The organism is Pseudomonas sp. SLBN-26, from assembly GCF_006715895.1.
Lineage (GTDB): Bacteria > Pseudomonadota > Gammaproteobacteria > Pseudomonadales > Pseudomonadaceae > Metapseudomonas > Metapseudomonas otitidis.
On record NZ_VFOB01000001.1, the window covers coordinates 2,761,922 to 2,785,029 of the forward strand.

Consider the following 23,108-nt stretch of genomic DNA (forward strand, 5'->3'; position numbering starts at 1 on the left):
CCAATCAGTCACCTTTAGAGCAAACCACCTAACTGGCGTAGAAAGCGCGTCCCAGGGCGGTTTGTGAACCCTCGCACACTGCCGGGCGGCAGGTGCGAGGGTCGGAGGGGATGGATCAGGCGATGTCGCGCAGCTCGCGACGGAGGATCTTGCCGACCGGCGTCATGGGCAGGGCGTCCTTGAGGACGATGTGCTTGGGCACCTTGTAGCCGGTGAAGTTTTCCTTGCAGTAGGCCTTCAGCTCCTCGACGGAAACGCCGCCCTCGCGGGGGACGACAAACAGCTTCACCGCCTCGCCGGACTTCTCGTCGGGCACGCCGATGGCGGCGCAGCTGGCCACCTTCGGGTGGGCCATGACCACGTCCTCGATCTCGTTGGGGTAGACGTTGAAGCCGGAGACGATGATCAGGTCCTTCTTGCGGTCGACGATGCGCACGTAGCCGTCCGGGTCGATCACGGCGATGTCGCCGGTCTTCAGCCAGCCCTCGGCGTCCAGCACCTCGGCGGTGGCTTCGGGGCGGTTCCAGTAGCCCTTCATCACCTGCGGGCCCTGGATGCACAGCTCGCCGCGCTCGCCCAGGGGCAGCTCGTTACCGTCGTCGTCGATCACCTTGAAGGCGGTGCCGGGCACCGGGATGCCGACGGTGCCCAGGCGGGCTTGGGCGCCGTAGGGGTTGGCGCTGGCCACCGGGGAGGTTTCGGTGAGGCCGTAGCCCTCCACGACGGTGCAGCCGGTGACGGCCTGCCAGCGCTCGGCGGTGGCCTTGACCAGGGCGGTGCCGCCGGAGTTGGTGACCTTGAGGTTGGAGAAGTCCAGGTCCTTGAAGTCGGGGTTGTCCATCAACGCGACGAACAAGGTGTTGAGGCCCAGCAGCGCGGAGAAGCGCCACTTCTTCAGCTCCTTGACGAAGCCGGGGATATCGCGCGGGTTGGTGATCAGCACGTTGAGGTTGCCGTTGACCATCATGCACATGCAGTTCGCGGTGAAGGCGTAGATGTGGTAGAGCGGCAGCGGCGCGATCATGATCTCCTGGCCCTGCTTCATCAGCGGCTGGCCATCCGGGCCCAGCTGAGACAGGCAGGCGTTGACCTGCTGCATGTTGGCCACGAGGTTGCCGTGGGTGAGCATCGCGCCCTTGGCCACACCCGTGGTGCCGCCGGTGTACTGCAGCACGGCGAGGTCTTCCAGGCCGACGCTGACCGGCTTGAGGCCATGGCCCCGGCCCTGGCGCAGGGCGTCCTTGAAGGAGACGGCCTGGGGCAGGTGGTAGTCCGGCACCATCTTCTTGACCTTCTTCACCACGGTGTTGACCAGCCAGCCCTTGAGGCTGGGCAGCATGTCACCCATTCGCGCCTCGATCAGGTGCTCGATCTCGGTGTCGGGCAGCACTTCCTGCACCAGCTTGCCGAACAGGTTGATGTACACCAGGGCCCGCACGCCGGCGTCCTTGAACTGGTGGCGCATCTCGCGGGCGGTGTAGAGGGGGTTGGTGTTGACCACCACCAGGCCGGCGCGCAGGGCGCCGAACACGGCGATGGGGTACTGCAGGACGTTGGGCATCTGCACGGCGATGCGGTCGCCGGGCTTGAGGTCCGTGTGCTTCTGCAGGTAGGCGGCGAAGGCGGCGGAAAGGCGGTCCAGCTCGGCGTAGGTCAGGGTCACGCCCAGGTTGTGGAAGGCCGGGCGGTCGGCGAATTTCTTGCAGGAACGCTCGAACACCTCGACCACGGAACGGTAGGCCGCCAGGTCGATCTGGTCCGGTACGCCGGCAGGGCGTTTGTCGCTCCAGAAATCAGGTTGCATTGTTGTTGTCCTCATTTGCCCTGAATGTGTCTGGCCCGCGCTGCGGGACTGCCCGGAAAGTAGCAGGTCCACCCGCGTGCGCAAATACGCGAAGCGCCCTCATTGATCCCGTGAATCTCGCCGCAACAGCCCGTGCCTGAGCGGCTGAACAAAGGCTGTCGAAACGGTCCGCGCAGGACCGACTGGTCACGCAGCGCAGCCCCTTTGCGCCGCCCCGGCCCCCGTGCACAATGCGCCGATCACTCCACTCCCGCCAAAAGGATTGGCCATGCGCCACGACGCTTTCTGGCTCACCGCCAGCGATGCCGCCCCGCTCTACGTGAACCGCTGGAGCGGCGAGGAGCCACCCCGGGCGGTGGTGATGATCGCCCACGGCATGGCCGAGCACAGCGGCCGCTACGCGCGGCTGGCAGCGGCGCTGGTGGCGGCGGGCGTCGAGGTCTACGCCCACGACCAGCGCGGCCACGGGCGCACCGCCCAGCACGGCATCCTCGGCCTGTACGCCGAGCACGACGGCTGGAACAAGGTGATCGCCGACCTCGCGGCCCTCAACCACCACATCCGCCAGCAGCATCCGCAGACGCCGATCATCCTGCTCGGCCACAGCATGGGCAGCTACATCGCCCAGGGCTACCTGATGCGCCACAGCTGCAGCCTGCAGGGGGCCATCCTTTCCGGCTCCAACTACCAGCCGGTGGGGCTGTACCGCGCGGCTGCCGTGGTGGCACGGCTGGAACGCTGGCGCCAGGGCCCGAACGGCCGCAGCGCGCTGATCGAGTTCCTCTCCTTCGGCTCGTTCAACAAGGCCTTCAAGCCCAACCGCACGCCCTTCGACTGGCTCAGCCGCGACCCGGACGAGGTGGACAAGTACGTCAACGACAGCCTCTGCGGCTTCCGCTGCACCAACCAGTTGTGGCTCGACCTGCTCGGCGGGCTTCAGAACATCACGCCCATCGGCCACCTGGCGCAGATCGACCCGGACCTGCCCCTGCTGGTGATCGGCGGCGCGTGCGACCCGGTCAGCGACGGCAAGCGCCTGGAGGACCTGGCCAATGCCCTGCGCTCGGCCGGTGTGCGCGACGTGCAACTGAGGATCTACCCCGACGCCCGCCACGAGTTGTTCAACGAGACCAACCGCGACGAGGTGACGAATCATCTGCTCGACTGGCTGGGGCACGCCCTCGCCCAGGGTCGAGCCTGCCAACCGAACAAGGAGACGCCATGAGCCAGGTAACCAACTTCACCTACGACGCCCTCGAGGTCGGCCAGAAGGCCAGCTACGCGAAGCAGGTGGAGGAGCGTGACATCCAGTTGTTCGCCGCCCTGTCCGGCGACCGCAACCCGGTGCACCTGGATGCCGAGTACGCGGCCGGCACGCTCTTCAAGGAACGCATCGCCCACGGCATGTTCAGCGGCGCCCTGATCAGCGCGGCCATCGCCTGCGAGCTGCCCGGGCCGGGCACCATCTACCTGGGCCAGCAACTGAAGTTCACCCGCCCGGTGAAGCTGGGCGACAGCCTGACCGTGGAACTGGAGATCCTCGAGAAGCTGCCGAAGAACCGCGTGCGCATCGCCACCCGCGTGTTCAACCAGAACGCCGAGCAGGTGGTGGACGGCGAGGCCGAGGTACTGGCGCCCAAGCAATCGCTCGCCATCGAGCTGCCGGAGCTGCCGCCGATCACCATCGGCTGACCCCCGCAGCCCTGATGAAGGAAGCCCGGCAATCGCCGGGCTTTTTCGTTCTGGGGGAGCTTCCGGCTAGTCCTGCGCCTGCGGCTGATCCCCGACCGTGACGCTGGCCGTCATCCCCGCACTGAGCTGTATGTCATCCGGTATTTGGTCGAGCTTGATCCGCACCGGGATGCGCTGGGCCAGGCGTACCCAGTTGAACGTGGGCTCGACGTTGGCGAGCAGTTGCCCGTCCGGGCTGGCGTTGCGGTCGGTGATGCCGCGGCTGACGCTTTCCACCGTGCCCTTGAGCGGCTGGCCGGCGCTCATCAGCCAGATGTCCACCGGTGCGCCGACACGGATGCCGGGCAGCTTGGTCTCCTCGAAGTACGCCTGCACGTAGAAGGACTGGTCGTCCACCAGTGCCATCACCGGCTGCCCGGCGCTGGCGTAGTTGCCCTGGGCCAGGCGCAGGTTGGTGACCTGGCCGCTGCGCGGGGCACGGACTTCGCTGCGGGCCAGGTTCAACTCGGCGACCTTCACGTCGGCCTGGGCCTGGCGGTATTCGCCCCGGGCGATGTCGGCGGTGATCTGGGCGTTCTCCCGCAGCTCCGCACTGATGGCCTGGGGTCCGAGGTTGGCGCGGCGCGAGGCCTCGTGCTCACGCAGGCGCAGTTGCTGCTGGCGGGTTTCGGCGACGGCGCGGGCCTTTTCCAGGGCGGCCTCGTAGCGGTCGCGGTCGATGGTCATCAGCAGGTCCCCGGCCTTCACCTGCTGGTTGTCGCGGACCTTCAGGTCCACCACCCAGCCGGACACGTCCGGTGCTATCACCACCACGTCGGCGCGGATGCGCGCGTCCCGCGTCCAGGGCGCGAGCATGTAGTGCTGCCAGAGGCTGTAGCCCCCCACAACGGCTGCGGCGACCAGCGCCAGGGTGACAACGACACGCAAGGTGGAGCCCATGGTTTTCTCCTTCACCAGTGCCCGAAGACGGCGACCAGCACCGACAGTACACAGACATAGAGGGCGGTATCGAACAGCGCCTCGTGCCAGATCCAGCGCGCCAGGACCAGCCGCTGAAGCGCCAGGCGCAGCACGCCGGTCACCAGCAGCGCCGCCAGGGCGTAGATCAGCAGCGGGCTGAGCAATACGCCGCCCAGTGACCATTCACGCAAGCCCATGGCTCGCCTCCTGTTGTTCACACCATTGCCGCCAGCTCTGCCGCAACTGCAGCAAGGCCGCCAGGGCCAGCCGCCGGTCGATGCTGTTGCCGGCCTCACGCAGGGCCTGGATCAGTTGTTCGGACGGCGCGTCCATCGCATCCGCCCGCTCCGGCGCCGGCCCCTGCTCCAGCAGTGGCTCGATCCGTTCGAGAAAGCGCGCCTCGGAGGCGCCGAGGGAGCGTTCCCCCACCGCCAGACAACGGCGCAGGTGCAGCAGTTCGTCACCGATGTCGAGGCTGGTGATGCCGTCGTCCCAGCGGTTGCGGGACTGGCTGGGCAGCGCCGGGTAGTGGCGGGCCAGCTGCAGCAGGCGGTCGGCCATGCGCCCGCCGAACCAGTTCTCCGCCCCCGCCAGGGTGCGGTGGGTGAGCCGGCCCAGGTCGCTGAAGGTGGCCCGCAGCAGCCGCCGGCCATGCCAGCCGGGGTGGGTCAGCACGATGAGGCGGAACACCAGCACGGCGAAACCGACCCCCAGCAGGATGGACAGGGCTTCGTTGAGGAACACCGCAACGTCGAAGTGCATGGTGTTCTGCGGTGCGCACAGCACGATGAAGTGCAGGCAGAACGAGGTGGCCGTGCCGCTCAGGGCCGGTCGCGCCATGCCCAGGGTGCCGAAGAACAGCGGCACGCCGAGGGCCATGCAGAGCAGCGGGAAGCCACTGAACTGGGGCAGTACCACCTGGCCGATGAAGAAGGCCACCGGCAGCGCATAGAGGATGCCGCGCAGGAACATCAGGCCGATCTGCGCAGCGTTCTCGCGGCTGGCAAAGAGGCTGCAGACCACGCAGGTGAGGGTCAGCGCGCCGATGGAGGAGGTCCAGGCGGTGGCCATCCAGAAGGTCGCCAGCCCGAGGAAGGCCAGCCCGCTGCGAGAGCCGTAGAGCAAGGCCGTGGGCAGGTCGTGGTGCCAGGACAGGGGCGCCGAACTGTCCTCGGTGGGAGCGCCACGCTCCACGGCCTCCAGCGCTGCGGCGGCGGCCCGTACCTGGCGGAGGGTGACCGCCAGGCGCCCCAGGCAGTATTGCTGCACCACGCTCAGCTCGGGGGATTCGGCCGCCTCCAGCAGGCGCTGCCCCAGGGCTTCGAGGCGTGCCGGATCGGGTGACTCCAGCGCCTGTCGCACGGCCTCCAGCCAGGGGGCCAGGCGCTCGGCCTCGTCACCCGACAGCTGCCGCCACTGGCGTGCCACCCCACGCGCCAGCCGCAGCACGCTGAGCAGGTCGCGGCTGAGCACCCGCAAGGCAGCGGCACGACGCCGACCGCGCGCGCCTTCGAACCAGGCGTGCTCGCGCTGGGCATCCACGGCCACCAGGCGCCCCAGGACGCCCAGCAGCCCCTGGCGCTCGTAGGGCGCACCGTCCAGGGCCGAGCGGGCCGCACGGATGCCGCTCTCCCAGGCCTCGGTGGCCTGGCGCACCAGCTGGCGCTCCACACGCTGCGGCCAGATCAGCGCGCTGGTGGCGGTGGCACAGAGGATGCCGAGGCAGATCTCGGTGCAGCGGGCCACGGCCTGGTCGAAGACATTGAGCGGGTGGGCGATGGCCGGCAGGCCGATGATGGCCACCGTGTAGCCGGCCAGGACGAAGGCGTACGACCAGGCACTGCGCAGCATGGTGGAGGCCGCCGTGCACAGCGCCAGCCAGGTGGCCAGGACGAAGAGGAACAGCCAGGGCGTCTGGGCGAACAGCGCCATGATCACCACGGCCATGGTGGTCCCTACCAGGGTGCCGAGCAGCCGCGCCAGGCCCTTCTGCACCACCATCCCGGACAGCGGCTGGGCCACGATGAAGGCGGTCATCAGCGCCCATTGCGGCTGCTCCAGGCCGAAGCGCAGCGCGCACCAGAGCGCCAGGCCGCCCCCGAGCAATGTCTTGATGGCGAACTGCAGGGCCGGGAGGTCGGGGGCGAGGAAGGCCTTCAGGGTTTCACGCACGTCGGGAACCTTGGAAGAAGTGCGGCAAGCATAGGCGGCCGCCCGCCTGTACGGCACAGCCCTGGATTCGTCTGATCATCTCCCCCCTCTCCTTCCCTGTCGAAAGGCTCTGAAATGCCCCATCCGGCGCAGGGGACCCCCTGGAAAATTGACCTGGATCAGTTACCCGCAGACCTTGCGGGAAGGGCCCTGCGGCCATTGATCCAGATCAATTTCGGCCCCCTGGCCCGGGTCTACCTTTGACCCATCGAAACAAGACGCCAGACGCAGGAGGCCCTTATGTTCGTCGATGTTGTGGTTCTAGCCGGTATCGGCACTGTTGGCCTGATGCTCGCCTTCTTCGGTGGCGTCGGATACTTCATCTGGAAGGACTCTCACAAGCGCGACAAGAAAGCGTAAGTCGAGTTCTCCAGGTACACAGGCACGCAAGGCACCTCGGGCGACTTCGGTCGCCCTTTTTTTCGTCCGTCGAAAATACCCCAGCCGGCACCGGGCGACACTCTGACCGCAGCCCATGACGGGCCGTTCAGGTTGGCGTTCAGCGCTTCTTCGGTTTGCTGCGGTTCTTCTTCGCCTTGCCCAGCGGCAGTGCCTTTTCGAAGGCCTGGCGCATGTCCACCAGCCGTTTCTCGTGCAGGTCATGGATGCGCTTGTCGCGCTCGGCGCCGAAATCGATCAGCTTGTCGTCATTGCTCATGGGCGGATCCAGCGGAAGGTGAGGTTGAGGCGTGGCTGGCAGGCGGCCCGGGTCTTGGCCACCTGGTGTTGCCAATGATGCTGCGTCGGCCCGCTCATGACCAGCAGCGCACCGTGTGCCAGTTCCAGCGAATGCTCGATGCGCCCGCTGCCCTTGCGGCGCAGGTCGAAGCGGCGGGTGCCACCGAGGTTCACCGACGCCACGGTGGGATCGGGCCCCAGTTCCGGCTCGTCGTCGCTGTGCCAGCCCATGGAGTCCTGGCCGTCCCGGTAGAGGTTCAGCAGCACGCCGTTGAAGGGCTGCCCCACTTCTTCCTGCACGCGTTGGCGGATTTTCGCCAGCAGGGGCGTCCAGGGCAGCGGGCGGTGCACCAGGCCGGAATAGCGGTAGCTCGCTTCGGGGTCGCCGTACCAGGCCACCTGCCGGGGCACCCGGTAGTCCTGGCCGTGCAGGTGCACGACCGGCTGCTCCCAGGGCGTCTCCGCCAGCAGCCCGGCCAGCCATTCGTCGGCTTCCTCCACCGCCAGCCAGTGGCGCTCATGGCGCAGGCAGGCGTCCGGCAGCTCAAGGGGCAGGTCGTCGAACAGGCTCATGGGATGACCGATTGCGCAAACAGCGGGACGCATTCTCCCACGACGTCAGACCTCGACGTCCACCCAGAGGCCCTGGCGCGGAAGGGTGTCGATCACCTCCTCGTCCGCCGGCTTCACCTCGCCCTCGGCCAGTTGCTCGGGGGTGTAGCCCCGGCGCTGGCGGCGGCGCTGCTCCTCGCGGAGCATCTCCTCGGCCTCCTGCGGGTGACGGCGGTCCAGCCCGACTTCGCTTTCGTGCTGGCTTTCCTGGGCTGGCGCCACGGGGGGAATGTCGGGGCGTGGCTTGGCCACGTCCTGCTGGGCGGTCACGGGAACCAGGCTGTGGGGGATCGGCGGCAACATGGTCAGACCCTCTGTCATTCAACCTGTCGGCAACACAGGCCACACCTTTAGCGGCCTCGCTACACTTCTACCGCAAACGGGAACGCAAGTTCCGTCGCTCTTGGCCACGCGTTCCGCTAAACTAGCCGGCTTTTTTGCATGGCGGGAGACACGCATGGCGCAGCAGTATGAACCGGGGCAACGCTGGATCAGTGACAGCGAGGCTGAACTGGGCCTCGGAACCATCCTGACATCCGACGGGCGGCTGCTCACCGTGCTCTACCCGGCGACCGGCGAGACGCGCCAGTATGCCCTGCGCAACGCCCCGCTGACCCGCGTGCGCTTCGCTCCGGGTGACGAGATCACTCACTTCGAGGGCTGGAAGCTCACCGTGCAGGAAGTCGACGACGTCGACGGTCTGCTGGTCTACCACGGCATCACGGCCCAGAACGAAGCCCGCACCCTGCCGGAAACCCAGCTGTCCAACTTCATCCAGTTCCGCCTGGCCAGCGACCGCCTGTTCGCCGGGCAGATCGACCCGCTGAACTGGTTCGGCCTGCGCTACCACACCCTGCAACACCAGAGCCGCCTGCTGCAATCCTCGCTGTGGGGCCTGTCCGGCGCCCGCGCCCAGCCCATCGCCCACCAGCTGCACATCGCCCGTGAAGTGGCCGACCGCATCGCGCCTCGCGTCCTGCTGGCCGACGAAGTGGGCCTGGGCAAGACCATCGAGGCCGGCCTGGTGATCCACCGCCAGCTGCTCTCCGGGCGCGCCAGCCGGGTGCTGATCCTGGTCCCGGAGAACCTCCAGCACCAGTGGCTGGTGGAGATGCGCCGCCGCTTCAACCTGCAGGTCGCGCTGTTCGACGCCGAACGCTTCGCCGAGAGCGATGCCAGCAACCCCTTCGAGGATGCCCAGCTCGCCCTGGTGTCCCTGGAATGGCTGAAGGACAGCGAGCGCGCCCAGGATGCCGCCTTCGCCGCCGGCTGGGACCTGCTGGTGGTGGACGAAGCCCACCACCTGGTCTGGCACCCCGAGCACGCCAGCGACGAGTACCGCCTGGTGGAGCAACTGGCCGAGGTCATCCCCGGCGTCCTGCTGCTGACCGCAACCCCGGAGCAACTGGGCCAGGAAAGCCACTTCGCGCGCCTGCGCCTGCTGGACCGCAACCGCTTCCATGACCTGGAAGCCTTCCGTGCCGAGAGCGCCCACTATCGCCCCATCGCCGAAGCGGTGCAGGAGCTGCTGGACGAGGGCCGCCTGTCCGCCGAAGCGCAGGCCACCATCGCCAACTTCCTCGGCAGCGAAGGCGAAACCCTGCTGGCCGCCGTCGCCGAGGGCGACAGCGACGCCTCCGCGCGCCTGGTGCGCGAGCTGCTGGACCGCCACGGCACCGGCCGCCTGCTGTTCCGCAACACCCGCGCCGCCGTCCAGGGCTTCCCCGAGCGCCAGCTGCACCCCTACCCGCTGCCCAACCCCAGCGAATACATGGAGCTGCCGGTGGGCGACCACCCGGACCTGTACCCCGAGGTCAGCTTCCAGGCCCAGCAGGGCGAGGTCGACGACAGCGAGCGCTGGTGGCGCTTCGACCCCCGTGTCGAGTGGCTGATCGACACCCTGAAGATGCTGAAGAAGTTCAAGGTGCTGGTGATCTGCGCCCATGCCGAGACCGCACTCGACCTGGAAGACGCCCTGCGCGTGCGCTCCGGCATCCCCGCCACCGTGTTCCACGAAGGCATGAGCATCCTCGAGCGCGACCGCGCCGCAGCCTACTTCGCCGACGAGGAATTCGGCGCCCAGGTGCTGATCTGCTCCGAGATCGGCTCCGAAGGCCGCAACTTCCAGTTCGCCCACCACCTGGTGCTGTTCGACCTGCCGGCCCACCCGGACCTGCTGGAACAGCGCATCGGCCGCCTCGACCGGATCGGCCAGAAGCACACCATCCAGCTGCACGTGCCCTACCTGGAGAACAGCCCCCAGGAGCGCCTGTTCCAGTGGTACGACCGCGCGCTGAACGCCTTCCTCGCCACCTGCCCCACCGGCAACGCCCTGCAGCACCAGTTCGGCCCGCGCTTGCTGCCGCTGCTGGAAGACGCCGACGAAGACACCTGGGGTGCGCTGCTGAGCGAAGCCGAAGCCGAGCGCAAGCGCCTGGAAAGCGAAATGCACTCCGGCCGCGACCGCCTGCTGGAGCTGAACTCCAACGGCGGCGGTGAAGGCCGTGCGCTGGTCGAGGCCATCCTCGAGCAAGACGACGAGTTCGCCCTGCCGATCTACATGGAGTCCCTGCTCGACGCCTTCGGCATCGACAGTGAGGACCACTCCGAGAACGCCCTGGTGCTCAAGCCCGGCGAGAAGATGCTCGACGCCGGCTTCCCCCTGGGCGACGACGAAGGCGTGACCATCACCTACGACCGCAACCAGGCCCTCTCCCGCGAGGACATGCAGTTCCTCACCTGGGAGCACCCCATGGTCCAGGGCGGCATGGACCTGGTGCTGTCCGGTTCCATGGGCAACACCGCCGTCGCACTGATCAAGAACAAGGCCCTCAAACCCGGCACCGTGCTGCTGGAGCTGCTCTACGTGAGCGAGGTGGTGGCGCCGCGCAGCCTGCAGCTGAGTCGCTTCCTGCCCCCAGCCGCGCTGCGCTGCCTGCTGGACGCCAACGGCAACGACCTGGCCTCCAAGGTGGCCTTCGACACCCTCAATGACCAGCTGGAAAGCGTGCCGCGCGGCAGTGCCAACAAGTTCGTCCAGGCCCAGCGCGACGTGCTCGCGGCACAGATCCAGGTCGCCGAGACCAAGATCCGTCCGCGCCACGACGCCCGCGTGGCCGAGGCCACCAAGCGCCTCGCGGCCGAGCTGGAGGAAGAACTGGCGCGCCTGGAAGCGCTCAAGGCGGTCAACCCCAGCGTCCGCGACAGCGAGATCGAGGCCCTGCGCCGTCAGCGCGAAGAGGGCCTGGCGCTGATGGAGAAGGCCGCGCTGCGGCTGGAGTCCATCCGGGTACTGGTCGCCGGCTAAGCAAACCCCGCCCACGAAAAAGCGCGCCTCGGCGCGCTTTTTCGTTTCTGCGGCATCAGGCCAGCGCGGCCTGCGCCGCCGGCTGCTGCCCTGCGCGCATGCGCCGGGCGTCCTGCCCGAAGCAGCGCGCTGCCTGGAACAGGGCCAGGGTGGTCAGCCCCAGGGCCACCGGGATCAGGTACATGGCATCGTGCAGGCCCACGGCCTTGAAGGCCTCGGTCATCTCGCTGGCACCGGCGGCATACATCGCCGCATGGGCGAAGTGGTCCGACAGCAGCCCCACCACCACCGGCCCCAGGCCACCACCCAGCAGGTAGAGGCCGGCGAAGAACAGCGCCATGGCCGTGGCCCGCAGGCGCGGCTCCACCACGTCCTGGATGGCGGTGTAGACGCAGGTATAGAAGGTATAGGCGAACAGCCAGCCAATGCTGAACACGCCCACGAACACCCCCACCTCGATGCGCCCGGAGAACAGCGCGAAGCCGGTGGCCAGGGTCGCCACCAGCAGGCTGCCGGTGGCCAGCAGCAGGCGGCCGCGTTCGGACTTCTCGTGGGCCTTGTCGGCCAGCCAGCCGCCCAGGGTCAGGCCGACCAGCCCGGTGAGGCCGGCGATGATGCCAGTGGCGACGGCAGCCCCCTGCAGGGACATCAGGAAGTAGCGCTGCAGCATCGGCACCATGAACGAGTTGCAGGCGTAGGTGGCAAAGTTGAAGGTCAGCCCCGCCAGGGTCAGCCACCAGAAGGTGCGGATCGACAGCACCCGGCGCAGCGGGCGGTCCAGCGGCGTCTGGTCCTGGGTGCGGTTGTCGGCGGCGCCGCGCTGCGGCTCCTTGATGAAGAACATGAACACCGCGAGGATCAGCCCCGGAATCGCCGCGATGACGAAGGGCGCCCGCCAGCTGCCGAAGGCCTGCACCATCGCACCGATGGTGAAGAAGGCCAGCAGCAGCCCCAGCGGCAGGCCGAGCATGAACAGCCCCATGGCGCGGGCGCGCTTGTTCGGCGGGAACAGGTCGCCGATCAGCGAGTTGGCCGCCGGGGCGTAGCTGGCTTCGCCGATGCCGATCCCCATGCGGATCAGCAGGAAGCTCCAGAAATTCCACGCCAGGGCGTTCACCGCCGTCAGCCCGCTCCACACCGCCAGGCCCCAGCCCATGATCTTCTTCCGCGAGCCGGTGTCGGCCATGCGCCCGAGGGGCAGGCCGGCCACGGCGTAGACCAGGGTGAAGGCGGTGCCGATCAGCCCCAGCTGGAAATCACTCAGGCTCCACTCGTGGCGCACCGGCTCGATGATGATCGCGGGGATGGTGCGATCGAAGAAGTTGAACAGGTTGGCCAGGAACAACAGAAACAGCACGCGCCAGGCATTGGCCGCTTGCGGGGAAGGCTGCATGGGTCGGTCTCTTTGTTGTTGGTGACCCGGCAGACCGCCTGCCGGGCTTGTAAGGCCGAATCTAGAGACTCGCCTTGCGGCTGTCTGCGAACATTCGCGCTGGTTATGGCGAACGATGGCGCCCTCCCCGACCACTCGTCGTACGGCGCCGGGCAGCCGTGGCGGGTGGATGGGGCTGGCCGATACTCAAACGGATCGGCACGCCCCGTCGTGGAGGCAACAGGCAATGGAATGGCTCGGGTTGCGCATCAGCAACGAACTCCCCGAGGGGCAGGTGCGCCTGCTGGACTGCACACACAACGGCTGGCTGGTGCTGCTGGCCTTCCTGGTGGCCAGCGCCGCCGCCTACACCGCGCTGAGCATGGGCGAGCGCGTGGCCAACGTGGCCGACCCGGCAGCCCGACGACGCTGGTACTGGATCGGCGCGCTGTGCCTGGGCGGGGGCATCTGGTCCATGCACTTCATCGCCATGCTGGCCTTCGAAGCGCCGGTGGTGCTGCATTACGACGCCCTGGTGACCGCCCTCTCCCTGCTGGTGGTGATCGGCGTCTCCCTGGCGACGATGCGCACCCTGGGCCATCCGCAACTGGGGCCCCGGCACTACCTGGCCGGCTCGCTGACCCTGGGCCTGGGCATCGCCTGCATGCATTACACCGGCATGGCGGCGATCCGCTCGGAAGCCACCCAGACCTACCGCCCCGAGCTGTTCATGCTTTCCATCGACGTGGCCGTGGTCACCAGCCTGGTGGCGCTGATGCTGGCGGTGTTCTTCCGCGGCCGCGATGACAGCCTCAACCACCGCCTGCGCATCCCGGCCAGCCTGGTGATGGGCGGGGCCATCGTTTCCATGCATTTCACCGGCATGTGGGCGCTGGAGCTGACCGTGTCCCCCGGCACCGAACTGCACCTGCAGCCCCCCGCGCAGAACCTGGCGATGGCCGTGAGCGTCGGACTGATCGCCTTCCTCAGCCTGTTCTTCGGCCTCGGCGCCGCCTGGGCCGATCGCCAGTTGCAGCGCCGCGACCAGGACCTGGAGCGCGTCGGCAGCCTGCTCAAGCAACTGGACCAGGCCAAGGCGGTGTTGCAGAAAGTCGCCCATGTCGACCCGCTGACCAACCTGCCCAACCGCCGGGCCTTCAACGAGGTGTTCGCCGAGCGGCTGGCGATCCACGGCCGCACCCGGCAGTCGCTGGCGGTGATGTTCCTCGACATCGACCACTTCAAGCGGATCAACGACAGCCTCGGCCACGATGCCGGCGATGCCCTGCTCAAGGCCGTGGCCGAGCGCATCGCAGCGATGCTGCGGGACGAGGACCTGATCGCCCGGCTGGGCGGCGACGAGTTCTGCATCCTCGCCGGCCTGCACCGCCCGGAAGAGGCACGGGTGCTGGCCCAGCGGGTGATGCAGGCGCTCAAGGAGCCCATCGAGCTGGCCGGACGGAAGATGGTGATGACCACCAGCATCGGCATCAGCCTGTTCCCCGAGGACGGCGAGAGCTGCGAGGAACTGCTCAAGCACGCGGACCTGGCGCTGTACCAATCCAAGGGCAGCGGCCGCAACAACCTGCACTTCTTCAGCCGCCACCTGAAGCACAAGGCCACCGTCGAGTTGCAGCTGGAGGAAGAGCTGCGCCGCGCCCTGGCCGAAGACCGTGAGCTGGAGCTGCATTACCAGCCCATCCTCGCCCTGGCCGGCAACCGCCTGGGCAAGCTGGAGGCCCTGGTGCGCTGGCGTCATCCGCAGCATGGCCTGCTGACGCCGGACCGGTTCGTCGGCATTGCCGAGGCCAACGGTTTCATCACCGAGCTGGACGCCTGGGTGCTGCGCCGTGCCTGCCGCGAGCTGGCAGAGCTGGGGCACGACGGCCTGCGGGTGGCGGTCAACTGCTCGGCCCTGAACCTGTGCCAGGACGAACTCGCAGACCGCGTGGCCGAGGCCCTGGCCTTGTCGGGGCTGGCCGCCAACCGGCTGGAACTGGAGGTGACCGAGAACGCGCTGATGAGCAACATCAACCAGGCCCTGACCCTACTGCAGCGCATCCGCGACCAAGGCGTGGCCATCTCCATCGACGACTTCGGCACCGGCTACTCGTCCCTGGCCTACCTCAAGCGCCTGCCACTGGACACGCTGAAGATCGACCGCTGCTTCATCCAGGACCTGCCCCACGCCCACGCGGACATGGAGATCGTCCAGGCCATCATCGGCATGGCCCATACCCTGCGCCTGCAGGTGGTGGCCGAAGGGGTGGAAAGCGAGGCGCAGCTGGAGTTGCTGCGCGGGCTGGGCTGCGACTTCATCCAGGGCTACCTGCTGAGTCGCCCCCGATTGCTGGCGGACCTGCGTCCGCTGCTGGAGGAGTGGGGCGAGGGGCCGGCCCTCAACTTCGCCTGAGGCCGGCCCATTCGGTCACGCGGCCTTGAAGCGCGGCAACCAGTCGAGCCCGTCGCGGGTCGGCCCGCCGGGGCGATACTCGGCGCCAAGCCAGCCGGCGTATCCCACCTCGGCCAGGGCGGCGAGCGCCGGGGCGAAATCCAGCTCACCGCTGCCGGGGGTGCCGCGTCCGGGGTGGTCGGCGAACTGCACATGGCCGATGGCGTCGCCCAGCAGGCGGATTGCCGCGACCGGGTCCAGTTGTTGGCGGGCCAGGTGATAGAGATCCAGCTGGGCGGCGAAGTTGGGGCTTTCCACCGAGCGCACCAGCTCCAGCAACTGCTCGGGGGTGTTGATGAGGAAGCCCGGCATGTCGAAGGGGTTGATCGCCTCGGCCAGCACCTGGATGCCCAGCGGGTGGAAGGTGTCGGCGGCCTTGCGCAGGTTGGCCACCAGCGTGGCCAGCGCCTCGGGTCGCGACACGCCATTGGCCAGGCGCCCGGGCAGTACGTTGACGCACTGCGGCTGCACCAGCGCGGCGTAGGTGTAGGCATGGCGCAGGGCGGCGTCGAAGGCGTCCTGCTGGACCGGCACGGCGGCCAGCCCGGCGCCGCCCTGCATCAGGTCGCCGGCGGGCAGGTTGATGAGCACCAGCGGCAGGCCGGCCTGGTCCAGGGCGGCCTTCAGCTCGCCGGCAGGCAGCTCGTAGGGGAACTGGATCTCCACGCCGTCGAAACCCGCCTCGGCGGCAGCGCCGATGCGTTCGATCAGGGGCAGCTCGGTGAACAGCAGCGACAGGTTGGCGGAAACCTTCATGGGTGCTCCTCTCGGTAGAGTTCGATCAGGGTCGCGGGGTCGCGCTCCAGGTTGCCCTGGCTGCCATGCAGGCGCATGAGCTGCGCGGCGAGCCCGCTCATGGGGGTGGCACTGCCCTCCTCGCGGGACAGGCGGGTGGCGGTGTCCAGGTCCTTGAGCAAAGTGCGGACATGCCATTTGACCGGCTCGAAGCAGCTTTCGGCCATCTGCGGCGCCAGGATCTGCAAGGGCCGCGAGTCGGCGAAGCCGCCGGCCAGTGCCGGCGCCAGCAGACTGGCATCGACCCCGGCCTTCTCCGCCAGGGCCACCACCTCGGCAATCACCAGGGCATTGCAGGCGACGATCATCTGGTTGCAGACCTTGGTCACCTGGCCGGCACCGACCTCGCCCATACGCGTCAGACGCTGCCCCAGGTGCGCGAGCACGGGGCGCACCCGCTCCACATCCTCCTCGCGGCCACCGGCCATGATCGCCAGGGTGCCGGCCTCGGCACCCGGGGTGCCACCGGAAACCGGTGCATCGATCCAGTGCACGCCGGTGCGTCGCTCCAGTTCGGCGGCCATCTCGCGGGTCGCCGCCGGTTCGAGGCTGGAGAAGTCCACCAGCACCTGCCCGGCCCGCGCCCCTTCCACCACGCCCCCCAGCCCGAACACCACCTCACGCACCACGGCCGTGTCGGCCAGGCAGAGCATGAGGATGTCGGCATCGGCACACAGCTCGGCCGGGGTTTCGGCACAGCGTGCACCGAGTTCCAGCAGGGGTGTGCATTTGTCGGGAGTCCGGTTCCAGACCGTGAGGGGGAAGCCGGCGGCCAGCAGGCGGCGGGTCATCGGCAGGCCCATGAGGCCGATGCCGGCGAAGGCGATGCGGGGTAACGACATGCTGAGCTCCAGTCGGGCGGAAGCGCCTATCTTAACCGGCTGCCCAGGCCGTGCACCGCCCCGGAAATCGGTGTGTCACCCAGCAGGAAAAATGCACCTCAACGGTGCGAAAGGTAACGGTGCGCACCAGGAGTGCGCACCGATATGGGTCAGAGGCCGTCCTTCTGCAGGTGATCCAGGTTCACCGGCTCGCCGGGTTCCGCCCCCAGCTTCTGACGGATGTCCTCGAACATCGCATCGAACTCCTGGTGGTTGTGCACGATCGGCCCGACGCTGGTGTGCAGCCCGTGCTTGTTGGCAATGCGGGTGGCGACGCTGGCGAAGTTGAAGGCGGTATCCCGGTGCAACTCGAAGGTTTCCTCGAAGCTCACGCCATTGATCACGCCCACCATGCGGAAGTGCAGCATGGTGCCTTCCTCCGCATCACGCCGGACCTCGTAATAGAGGTCGATGGAGAACTCCGGCTGGTTGGGCAGCCCGGGAATGCTGGCACGGTGCAGGTGGCCGGGTTCGAACATGGTGAAGCTCCTTGAGAGACGATCGGGGTGGAAGGAGTCTAGACGGCCTTTGCCGGCAGGCCGCAGCCCTCAGTGACGGGCCGGTGCCTCCAGGCGCTCCTGCACCAGCACCCAGGGCGCCACCACCACGGCCCAGAGGGTGGGGTCACGCTCCAGCAGGTCGCGTGCCCGGGACTCTTCCACGCGCTCCAGCTTGCCGGCCTGCAGCAGCACCGCGACCTGGGGCTTGTCGTCCTCGGCCACGGCCAGGGCGACGCCGACCAGATCCTCCTGACCCTCGACCCAGAGCAGTTGCCCACGGGCGAAGAAGGGCTGCAGCTCCTCCCAGGTGATGGCGGCGGTTTCGCCGAGCAGCTTGGCATAGAGGGTGCTTGAGGATTCGTTCATGGCTTGCTCTGAGTGGGAAAGTAACGGTTGCAGGGCGGGCAATGATAACCAACGCCCGTCATCTTGTTCACAAGTGCAGCCAGACGCTTCCTGCGTCCTTCAGGGCACGCCGTATTTCTATACGTTTGTTGCGATTAGGCGACATAGGAACATTCCGCACCCTCCTGTCGGCTTTTCAAGCCGCAAATCGGCACTCTACACTGTACCGGTACAGTTGCCGCAGGACTCGGCGGGGTGACAAAAAGGACCCTGTCCTCTGCTTTCAGGCAACCAGGACAACAACAACGATAAACATACGAGTGGAGCACTATGAACAAGGCTACCAAGCAGCTTTCCAATCTGTTCGCCGCCATGGCCCTCGCCGGTGCCGCCAGCTACTCCGTAGCGGCCGACACCATCAAGATCGCCCTGGCCGGCCCGGTGACCGGTGCGGTCGCCCAGTACGGTGAAATGCAGTTCATCGGCGCCAAGATGGCGATCGAGCAGATCAACAAGGCCGGCGGGGTGAACGGCGCTCAACTCGAAGGCGTGGTCTACGACGACGCGTGCGATCCGAAGCAAGCGGTCGCCGTGGCCAACAAGATCGTCAACGATGGCGTGAAGTACGTCGTTGGCCACCTGTGCTCCAGCTCCACCCAGCCTGCGTCCGACATCTACGAAGACGAAGGCATCCTGATGATCACCGCGGCCTCCACCAGCCCCGAGATCACCGCCCGTGGCTACCAGCTGGTGTTCCGCACCATCGGCCTGGACAGCCTGCAAGGCCCGACCGCCGGCAACTTCATCGCTGACCACATCAAGCCGAAAAACGTCGCCGTCATCCACGACAAGCAGCAGTACGGCGAAGGCATCGCCACGGCCGTGAAGCAGACCCTGGAAGCCAAGGGCGGCAAGGTGGCCCTGTTCGAAGGCATCAACGCCGGCGACAAGGACTTCTCCGCCCTGATCGCCAAGCTGAAGCAGGCCAATGTCGACTTCGTCTACTACGGCGGCTACCACCCCGAGCTGGGCCTGCTGCTGCGCCAGGCTTCCGAAAAAGGCCTGAGCGCTCGCTTCATGGGCCCGGAAGGCGTCGGCAACAAGGAAATCTCCGCCATCGCCGGCCCGGCTTCCGAAGGCCTGCTGGTGACCCTGCCGAAGTCCTTCGACCAGGATCCGAAGAACCAGGCCCTGGTAGAGGCCTTCAAGGCCAAGAACGAAGACCCCACCGGTCCGTTCGTGTTCCCGGCCTACGCCGCCGTGCAAGTCATTGCCGAAGGCATCAAGAAGGCTGGCGACGACACCGCCAAGGTGGCTGAAGCCCTGCGCTCCAACACTTTCGAAACCCCGACCGGCACCCTCTCCTTCGACAAGAAGGGCGATCTGAAGGACTTCAGCTTCGTGGTGTACGAGTGGCACAAGGACGGCACCAAGACCGAAGCCAAATAAGCTTCCCGCCTTAAGCCCAGAGCCCACTGCATCCGCAGTGGGCTTTGTTTATCCGAGTTTTACGGGCTCCGCTGCGCCACAAGCGCCGCTTTACGTGATGCCCGAGGAGTTGGGGAATGCCTGATCTCTATCACTACCTGCAACAGCTGGTTAACGGCCTGACCGTTGGCAGCACCTATGCCCTGATCGCCATCGGCTACACCATGGTCTACGGCATCATCGGCATGATCAACTTCGCCCACGGCGAGGTTTACATGATCGGCTCGTACGTAGCCTTCATCGCCATCGCCGGGCTCACCATGCTCGGTCTCGACAGCCTGCCTCTCCTGATGGTGGCGGCCTTCAGCGCCAGCATCATCGTCGCCAGTGCCTACGGCTACAGCATCGAACGGGTGGCCTATCGGCCGCTGCGCGGCAGCAACCGCCTGATCCCGCTGATCTCCGCCATCGGCATGTCGATCTTCCTGCAGAACGAAGTCCTGCTCGCCCAGGATTCCAAGGACAAGGCGATCCCGAACCTGCTGCCGGGCAACTTCGTGTTCGGCGAAAGCACCATGAACGGGGTCACCATCTCGTACATGCAGGTGCTGATCTTCGTCGTCACCTTCCTGGTCATGTTCGGCCTCACCCAGTTCATCTCCCGTTCCCGCCTGGGCCGCGCCTGCCGCGCCTGCGCCGAGGACATCAAGATGGCCAACCTGCTGGGGATCAACACCAACAACATCATCGCCCTCACCTTCGTCATCGGCGCCACCCTGGCCGCCATCGCCGCGGTGCTGCTGGGCATGCAATACGGCGTGATCAACCCGCACCTGGGCTTCCTCGCCGGCATCAAGGCCTTCACCGCCGCGGTACTCGGCGGCATCGGCAGCATCCCCGGCGCCATGCTCGGCGGCCTGGTGCTCGGCGTGGCCGAAGCCTTCGGCGCCGATGTGTTCGGTGACCAGTACAAGGACGTGGTGTCCTTCAGCCTGCTGGTCCTGGTCCTGCTGTTCCGCCCCACCGGCATCCTCGGTCGTCCGGAGGTGGAGAAGGTATGAACACCGCCAAGAACCTCAAGACCGCTCTCTTCAGCGCCCTGCTGGTCATCGCGGTCGCCTACCCGGTGCTGGGCCTGAAGCTCACCACCGTGGGCATCAACCTGCAGGTGCAGGGCGCAAGCCCCGCCGTGCTCTGGACCATCGCCGGCTGTGCCATCGCCATGTTCTTCTGGCAGCTGTTCCGCAACCAGCTGACCGAAGCCTGGAGCAAGGCCCCGAGCCGGCCGAAGCTGTCGGACAAGGCCACCAACTTCCTCACCCTGCCCTCCACCCAGCGCTGGATCATCCTCGGCCTGATCGTGGTCGCCCTCGCCTGGCCGTTCTTCGGCTCGCGCGGTGCGGTGGACATCGCCACGCTGATCCTGATCTACGTGATGCTCGGCCTCGGCCTGAACATCGTGGTCGGCCTCGCCGGCCTGCTGGACCTGGGCTACGTCGGCTTCTACGCCGTGGGCGCCTACAGCTACGCGCTGCTGTCGCACTACTACGGCCTGGGCTTCTGGGTGTGCCTGCCGATCGCCGGCATGATGGCCGCGCTGTTCGGCTTCCTGCTGGGCTTCCCGGTGCTGCGCCTGCGCGGTGACTACCTGGCCATCGTGACCCTCGGCTTCGGCGAGATCATCCGCATCCTGCTGCGCAACCTCACCGAGATCACCGGCGGCCCCAACGGCATCAGCAACATCGAGAAGCCCAGCCTGTTCGGCCTCACCTTCGAGCGTCGCGCGGCCGAGGGCATGCAGACCTTCCACGAGTACTTCGGGATTGCCTACAACTCCCAGTACAAGGTGGTGTTCCTCTACCTGGTGGCGCTGCTGCTGGTGCTGCTGACCCTGTTCGTGATCAACCGCCTCCTGCGCATGCCCATCGGCCGTGCCTGGGAAGCGCTGCGCGAAGACGAGATCGCCTGCCGCGCGCTGGGGATGAACCCCACCGTGATCAAGCTCTCGGCCTTTACCCTGGGCGCCTGCTTCGCCGGTTTCGCCGGCAGCTTCTTCGCCGCGCGCCAGGGCCTGGTGACCCCTGAGTCCTTCACCTTCATCGAGTCGGCGATCATCCTCGCCATCGTGGTGCTGGGCGGCATGGGCTCGCAGCTGGGGGTGATCCTCGCTGCGGTGGTGATGATCCTGCTGCCGGAACTCGCCCGTGAATTCAACGAGTACCGCATGCTGATGTTCGGCGCCCTGATGGTGCTGATGATGATCTGGCGTCCGCAGGGCCTCCTGCCCATGCAGCGTCCCCACCTGGAGCTGAAGCAATGAGCCGCACCATCCTCGAAGTAAGCGGCCTCTCCATGCGCTTCGGCGGCCTGCTGGCCGTCAATGGTGTGGCCCTGAACGTCAAAGAAAAGCAGGTGGTCTCGATGATCGGCCCCAACGGCGCCGGCAAGACCACCGTGTTCAACTGCCTCACCGGCTTCTACCAGCCGACCGGGGGCAGCATCCTGCTGGACGGCGAGCAGATCGCCGGCCTGCCGGGCCACAAGATCGCCCGCAAGGGTGTGGTCCGCACCTTCCAGAACGTCCGCCTGTTCAAGGAAATGACGGCGGTGGAGAACCTGCTGGTCGCCCAGCACCGCCACCTCAACACCAATTTCCTGGCCGGCCTGTTCAAGACCCCGGGCTTCCGCAGGAGCGAACGCGAGGCCATGGACCTGGCGGCGCACTGGCTGGAGCAGGTCAACCTCACCGACGTGGCCAACCGCCCCGCCGGCACCCTCGCCTACGGCCAGCAGCGCCGGCTGGAGATCGCCCGCTGCATGATGACGCGCCCGCGCATCCTCATGCTCGACGAGCCCGCCGCCGGCCTGAACCCGCGCGAGACCGAGGACCTGAAGGCGCTGATCGCCCTGCTGCGCAACGAGCACAACGTCACCGTGCTACTGATCGAGCACGACATGCACCTGGTGATGAGCATTTCCGACCACATCTACGTGATCAACCAGGGCACGCCCCTGGCCGACGGTACGCCGGAGCAGATCCGCAGCAACCCGGATGTGATCAAAGCCTATCTGGGGGAGGCCTGAGTCATGCTGAGTTTCGACAAGGTTTCCACCTTCTACGGCAAGGTCCAGGCGCTGCACGACGTCAGCATGGAAGTCAGCCGTGGCGAGATCGTCACCCTGATCGGTGCCAACGGCGCCGGCAAGTCCACCCTGCTGATGACCCTCTGCGGCTCGCCGCGTGCGGCCAGCGGCAGCATCCGCTACCTCGGCGAGGAGCTGGTGGGCCAGGAGTCCAGCGACATCATGCGCAAGAGCATCGCGGTGGTGCCGGAAGGCCGCCGTGTGTTCGCCCGCCTGACCGTCGAGGAGAACCTGGCCATGGGCGGTTTCTTCACGCCCAAGGGTGACTACCAGGAGCAGCTGGACAAGATCCTGCACCTGTTCCCGCGCCTCAAGGAACGCTATGCCCAGCGCGCCGGCACCATGTCCGGCGGCGAACAGCAGATGCTCGCCATCGGCCGCGCGCTGATGAGCAAGCCCCAGCTGCTGCTGCTGGACGAGCCGTCCCTGGGCCTGGCGCCGATCATCATCCAGCAGATCTTCGACATCATCGAACAGCTGCGCCGTGATGGCGTGACCGTGTTCCTCGTCGAGCAGAACGCCAACCAGGCGCTCAAGCTGGCGGATCGCGGCTACGTACTGGAGAACGGACGGATCGTCATGCAGGGCACCGGTGAAGCCCTGCTGACCGACCCCAAGGTGCGCGACGCGTACCTGGGCGGCTGATCCCGCAGCGACACGACAACGGCCCCGGAAGGGGCCGTTTTCGTTTGTGTCGCCAGAGCCCCGGAGCCTGGCTGGGCGCACGATGGTGGACCGACGAAGCGCGGTCCACCCTGCGGCGTTTAGCCGGCAATCGCCTGGGAACGATGGGCTTCGCACAGCTCAGCCCATCCTACGGGTGACGTCGGCTCGTAGGATGCGCTGAGGCACGAGACGCATCACACCAGGGCACGGGGTTGCAGCTCTTCCCATCCACCATCGGTGCCTTGGCTGGACGCACGACGG

At 67.2% G+C, this 23,108-nt stretch carries 22 protein-coding genes; 10 read left to right on the top strand and 12 right to left on the bottom strand.

All coding sequences use genetic code 11. The annotated features are described in order from the left end of the window. Positions 1-115: 115 nt before the first annotated feature. A complete protein-coding gene (gene fadD2, locus FBY21_RS12650; RefSeq protein ID WP_044413450.1) occupies positions 116-1,804 on the bottom strand; it encodes a long-chain-fatty-acid--CoA ligase FadD2 in 1,689 nt (562 codons plus the stop codon). A 268-nt stretch (positions 1,805-2,072) separates the two neighbouring features. On the opposite strand from fadD2, the gene FBY21_RS12655 reads away from it, so the two are divergent. Then, positions 2,073-3,029 carry an alpha/beta hydrolase gene (locus FBY21_RS12655; protein ID WP_074969129.1) on the top strand — a complete coding sequence of 319 codons (957 nt, stop codon included), beginning with the start codon at positions 2,073-2,075 and terminating at the stop codon, positions 3,027-3,029. Continuing rightward, positions 3,026-3,496, top strand: coding sequence for a MaoC family dehydratase (locus FBY21_RS12660; RefSeq protein WP_044413444.1), 471 nt, complete (start codon positions 3,026-3,028; stop codon positions 3,494-3,496). Before FBY21_RS12655 ends, FBY21_RS12660 begins: the two co-directional genes overlap by 4 nt. A 66-nt stretch (positions 3,497-3,562) precedes the next feature. On the opposite strand, the gene FBY21_RS12665 is transcribed toward FBY21_RS12660, so the two are convergent. The 3 genes from FBY21_RS12665 to FBY21_RS12675 are packed head-to-tail and all read right to left on the bottom strand — an operon-like array spanning position 3,563 to position 6,628. Then, complete coding sequence (locus FBY21_RS12665) at positions 3,563-4,435, bottom strand: HlyD family secretion protein (protein ID WP_142011402.1); 873 nt, start codon at positions 4,433-4,435, stop codon at positions 3,563-3,565. Between the two features lie 11 nt (positions 4,436-4,446). After that, entirely contained in the window at positions 4,447-4,653 is a 207-nt protein-coding gene (locus FBY21_RS12670; protein WP_142011404.1) for a DUF1656 domain-containing protein, read from the bottom strand. Continuing rightward, positions 4,640-6,628: an FUSC family protein gene (locus tag FBY21_RS12675; RefSeq protein ID WP_142011406.1), complete on the bottom strand. Its 1,989-nt coding sequence runs from the start codon at positions 6,626-6,628 to the stop codon at positions 4,640-4,642. Before FBY21_RS12675 ends, FBY21_RS12670 begins: the two co-directional genes overlap by 14 nt. Positions 6,629-6,907: 279 nt before the next feature. Here FBY21_RS12675 and ccoM point away from each other — a divergent pair, with 279 nt between their 5' ends. Beyond that, a complete protein-coding gene (gene ccoM / locus FBY21_RS30080) occupies positions 6,908-7,027 on the top strand; it encodes a cytochrome c oxidase subunit CcoM (protein ID WP_044413434.1) in 120 nt (39 codons plus the stop codon). A 139-nt stretch (positions 7,028-7,166) separates the two neighbouring features. Here the strand turns inward: ccoM and FBY21_RS29575 are convergent, their stop codons facing one another. The 3 genes from FBY21_RS29575 to FBY21_RS12685 are packed head-to-tail and all read right to left on the bottom strand — an operon-like array spanning position 7,167 to position 8,260. Then, complete coding sequence (locus FBY21_RS29575; protein WP_164707288.1) at positions 7,167-7,325, bottom strand: hypothetical protein; 159 nt, start codon at positions 7,323-7,325, stop codon at positions 7,167-7,169. Continuing rightward, a complete protein-coding gene (locus tag FBY21_RS12680) occupies positions 7,322-7,918 on the bottom strand; it encodes an alpha-ketoglutarate-dependent dioxygenase AlkB family protein (RefSeq protein ID WP_074969139.1) in 597 nt (198 codons plus the stop codon). The genes FBY21_RS29575 and FBY21_RS12680 overlap by 4 nt, the downstream gene beginning before the upstream one ends. Positions 7,919-7,963: 45 nt before the next feature. Continuing rightward, complete coding sequence (locus FBY21_RS12685; protein WP_074969141.1) at positions 7,964-8,260, bottom strand: aspartate-semialdehyde dehydrogenase; 297 nt, start codon at positions 8,258-8,260, stop codon at positions 7,964-7,966. Between the two features lie 154 nt (positions 8,261-8,414). Here FBY21_RS12685 and rapA point away from each other — a divergent pair, with 154 nt between their 5' ends. Next, positions 8,415-11,264: an RNA polymerase-associated protein RapA gene (gene rapA, locus FBY21_RS12690; RefSeq protein WP_142011409.1), complete on the top strand. Its 2,850-nt coding sequence runs from the start codon at positions 8,415-8,417 to the stop codon at positions 11,262-11,264. 55 nt (positions 11,265-11,319) lie between these two features. On the opposite strand, the gene FBY21_RS12695 is transcribed toward rapA, so the two are convergent. Then, complete coding sequence (locus FBY21_RS12695) at positions 11,320-12,657, bottom strand: spinster family MFS transporter (RefSeq protein ID WP_142011411.1); 1,338 nt, start codon at positions 12,655-12,657, stop codon at positions 11,320-11,322. A gap of 226 nt (positions 12,658-12,883) precedes the next feature. Between FBY21_RS12695 and FBY21_RS12700 the strand changes: the two genes are divergently transcribed. Further along, entirely contained in the window at positions 12,884-15,049 is a 2,166-nt protein-coding gene (locus FBY21_RS12700) for a putative bifunctional diguanylate cyclase/phosphodiesterase (RefSeq protein ID WP_142011413.1), read from the top strand. A 15-nt stretch (positions 15,050-15,064) separates the two neighbouring features. On the opposite strand, the gene FBY21_RS12705 is transcribed toward FBY21_RS12700, so the two are convergent. The 4 genes from FBY21_RS12705 to FBY21_RS12720 all read right to left on the bottom strand — a co-directional run bounded on the left by FBY21_RS12705 (position 15,065) and on the right by FBY21_RS12720 (position 17,630). Then, on the bottom strand, positions 15,065-15,844 hold the full coding sequence (locus tag FBY21_RS12705; RefSeq protein ID WP_142011415.1) for a hydroxypyruvate isomerase family protein: 780 nt from the start codon (positions 15,842-15,844) through the stop codon (positions 15,065-15,067). Continuing rightward, on the bottom strand, positions 15,841-16,725 hold the full coding sequence (locus tag FBY21_RS12710; protein ID WP_142011418.1) for an NAD(P)-dependent oxidoreductase: 885 nt from the start codon (positions 16,723-16,725) through the stop codon (positions 15,841-15,843). The genes FBY21_RS12705 and FBY21_RS12710 overlap by 4 nt, the downstream gene beginning before the upstream one ends. Before the next feature lie 149 nt (positions 16,726-16,874). Then, on the bottom strand, positions 16,875-17,243 hold the full coding sequence (locus tag FBY21_RS12715) for a DUF5064 family protein (protein ID WP_044413417.1): 369 nt from the start codon (positions 17,241-17,243) through the stop codon (positions 16,875-16,877). Positions 17,244-17,312: 69 nt separating this feature from the next. Then, entirely contained in the window at positions 17,313-17,630 is a 318-nt protein-coding gene (locus FBY21_RS12720; RefSeq protein ID WP_142011421.1) for a DUF2288 domain-containing protein, read from the bottom strand. Between the two features lie 309 nt (positions 17,631-17,939). Between FBY21_RS12720 and FBY21_RS12725 the strand changes: the two genes are divergently transcribed. The 5 genes from FBY21_RS12725 (at position 17,940) to FBY21_RS12745 (ending at position 22,826) form a co-directional block, all read left to right on the top strand. After that, entirely contained in the window at positions 17,940-19,058 is a 1,119-nt protein-coding gene (locus FBY21_RS12725) for a branched-chain amino acid ABC transporter substrate-binding protein (protein WP_142011423.1), read from the top strand. Between the two features lie 116 nt (positions 19,059-19,174). Beyond that, a complete protein-coding gene (livH, locus tag FBY21_RS12730; protein ID WP_044413408.1) occupies positions 19,175-20,098 on the top strand; it encodes a high-affinity branched-chain amino acid ABC transporter permease LivH in 924 nt (307 codons plus the stop codon). Then, entirely contained in the window at positions 20,095-21,357 is a 1,263-nt protein-coding gene (locus tag FBY21_RS12735; protein WP_142011425.1) for a high-affinity branched-chain amino acid ABC transporter permease LivM, read from the top strand. Before livH ends, FBY21_RS12735 begins: the two co-directional genes overlap by 4 nt. Next, a complete protein-coding gene (gene livG, locus FBY21_RS12740; protein WP_142011427.1) occupies positions 21,354-22,121 on the top strand; it encodes a high-affinity branched-chain amino acid ABC transporter ATP-binding protein LivG in 768 nt (255 codons plus the stop codon). The genes FBY21_RS12735 and livG overlap by 4 nt, the downstream gene beginning before the upstream one ends. A 3-nt stretch (positions 22,122-22,124) precedes the next feature. After that, positions 22,125-22,826 (top strand): ABC transporter ATP-binding protein, encoded by a 702-nt coding sequence (locus tag FBY21_RS12745; RefSeq protein ID WP_044413400.1) that lies wholly within the window; start codon positions 22,125-22,127, stop codon positions 22,824-22,826. The last annotated feature ends 282 nt before the right edge of the window (positions 22,827-23,108 follow it).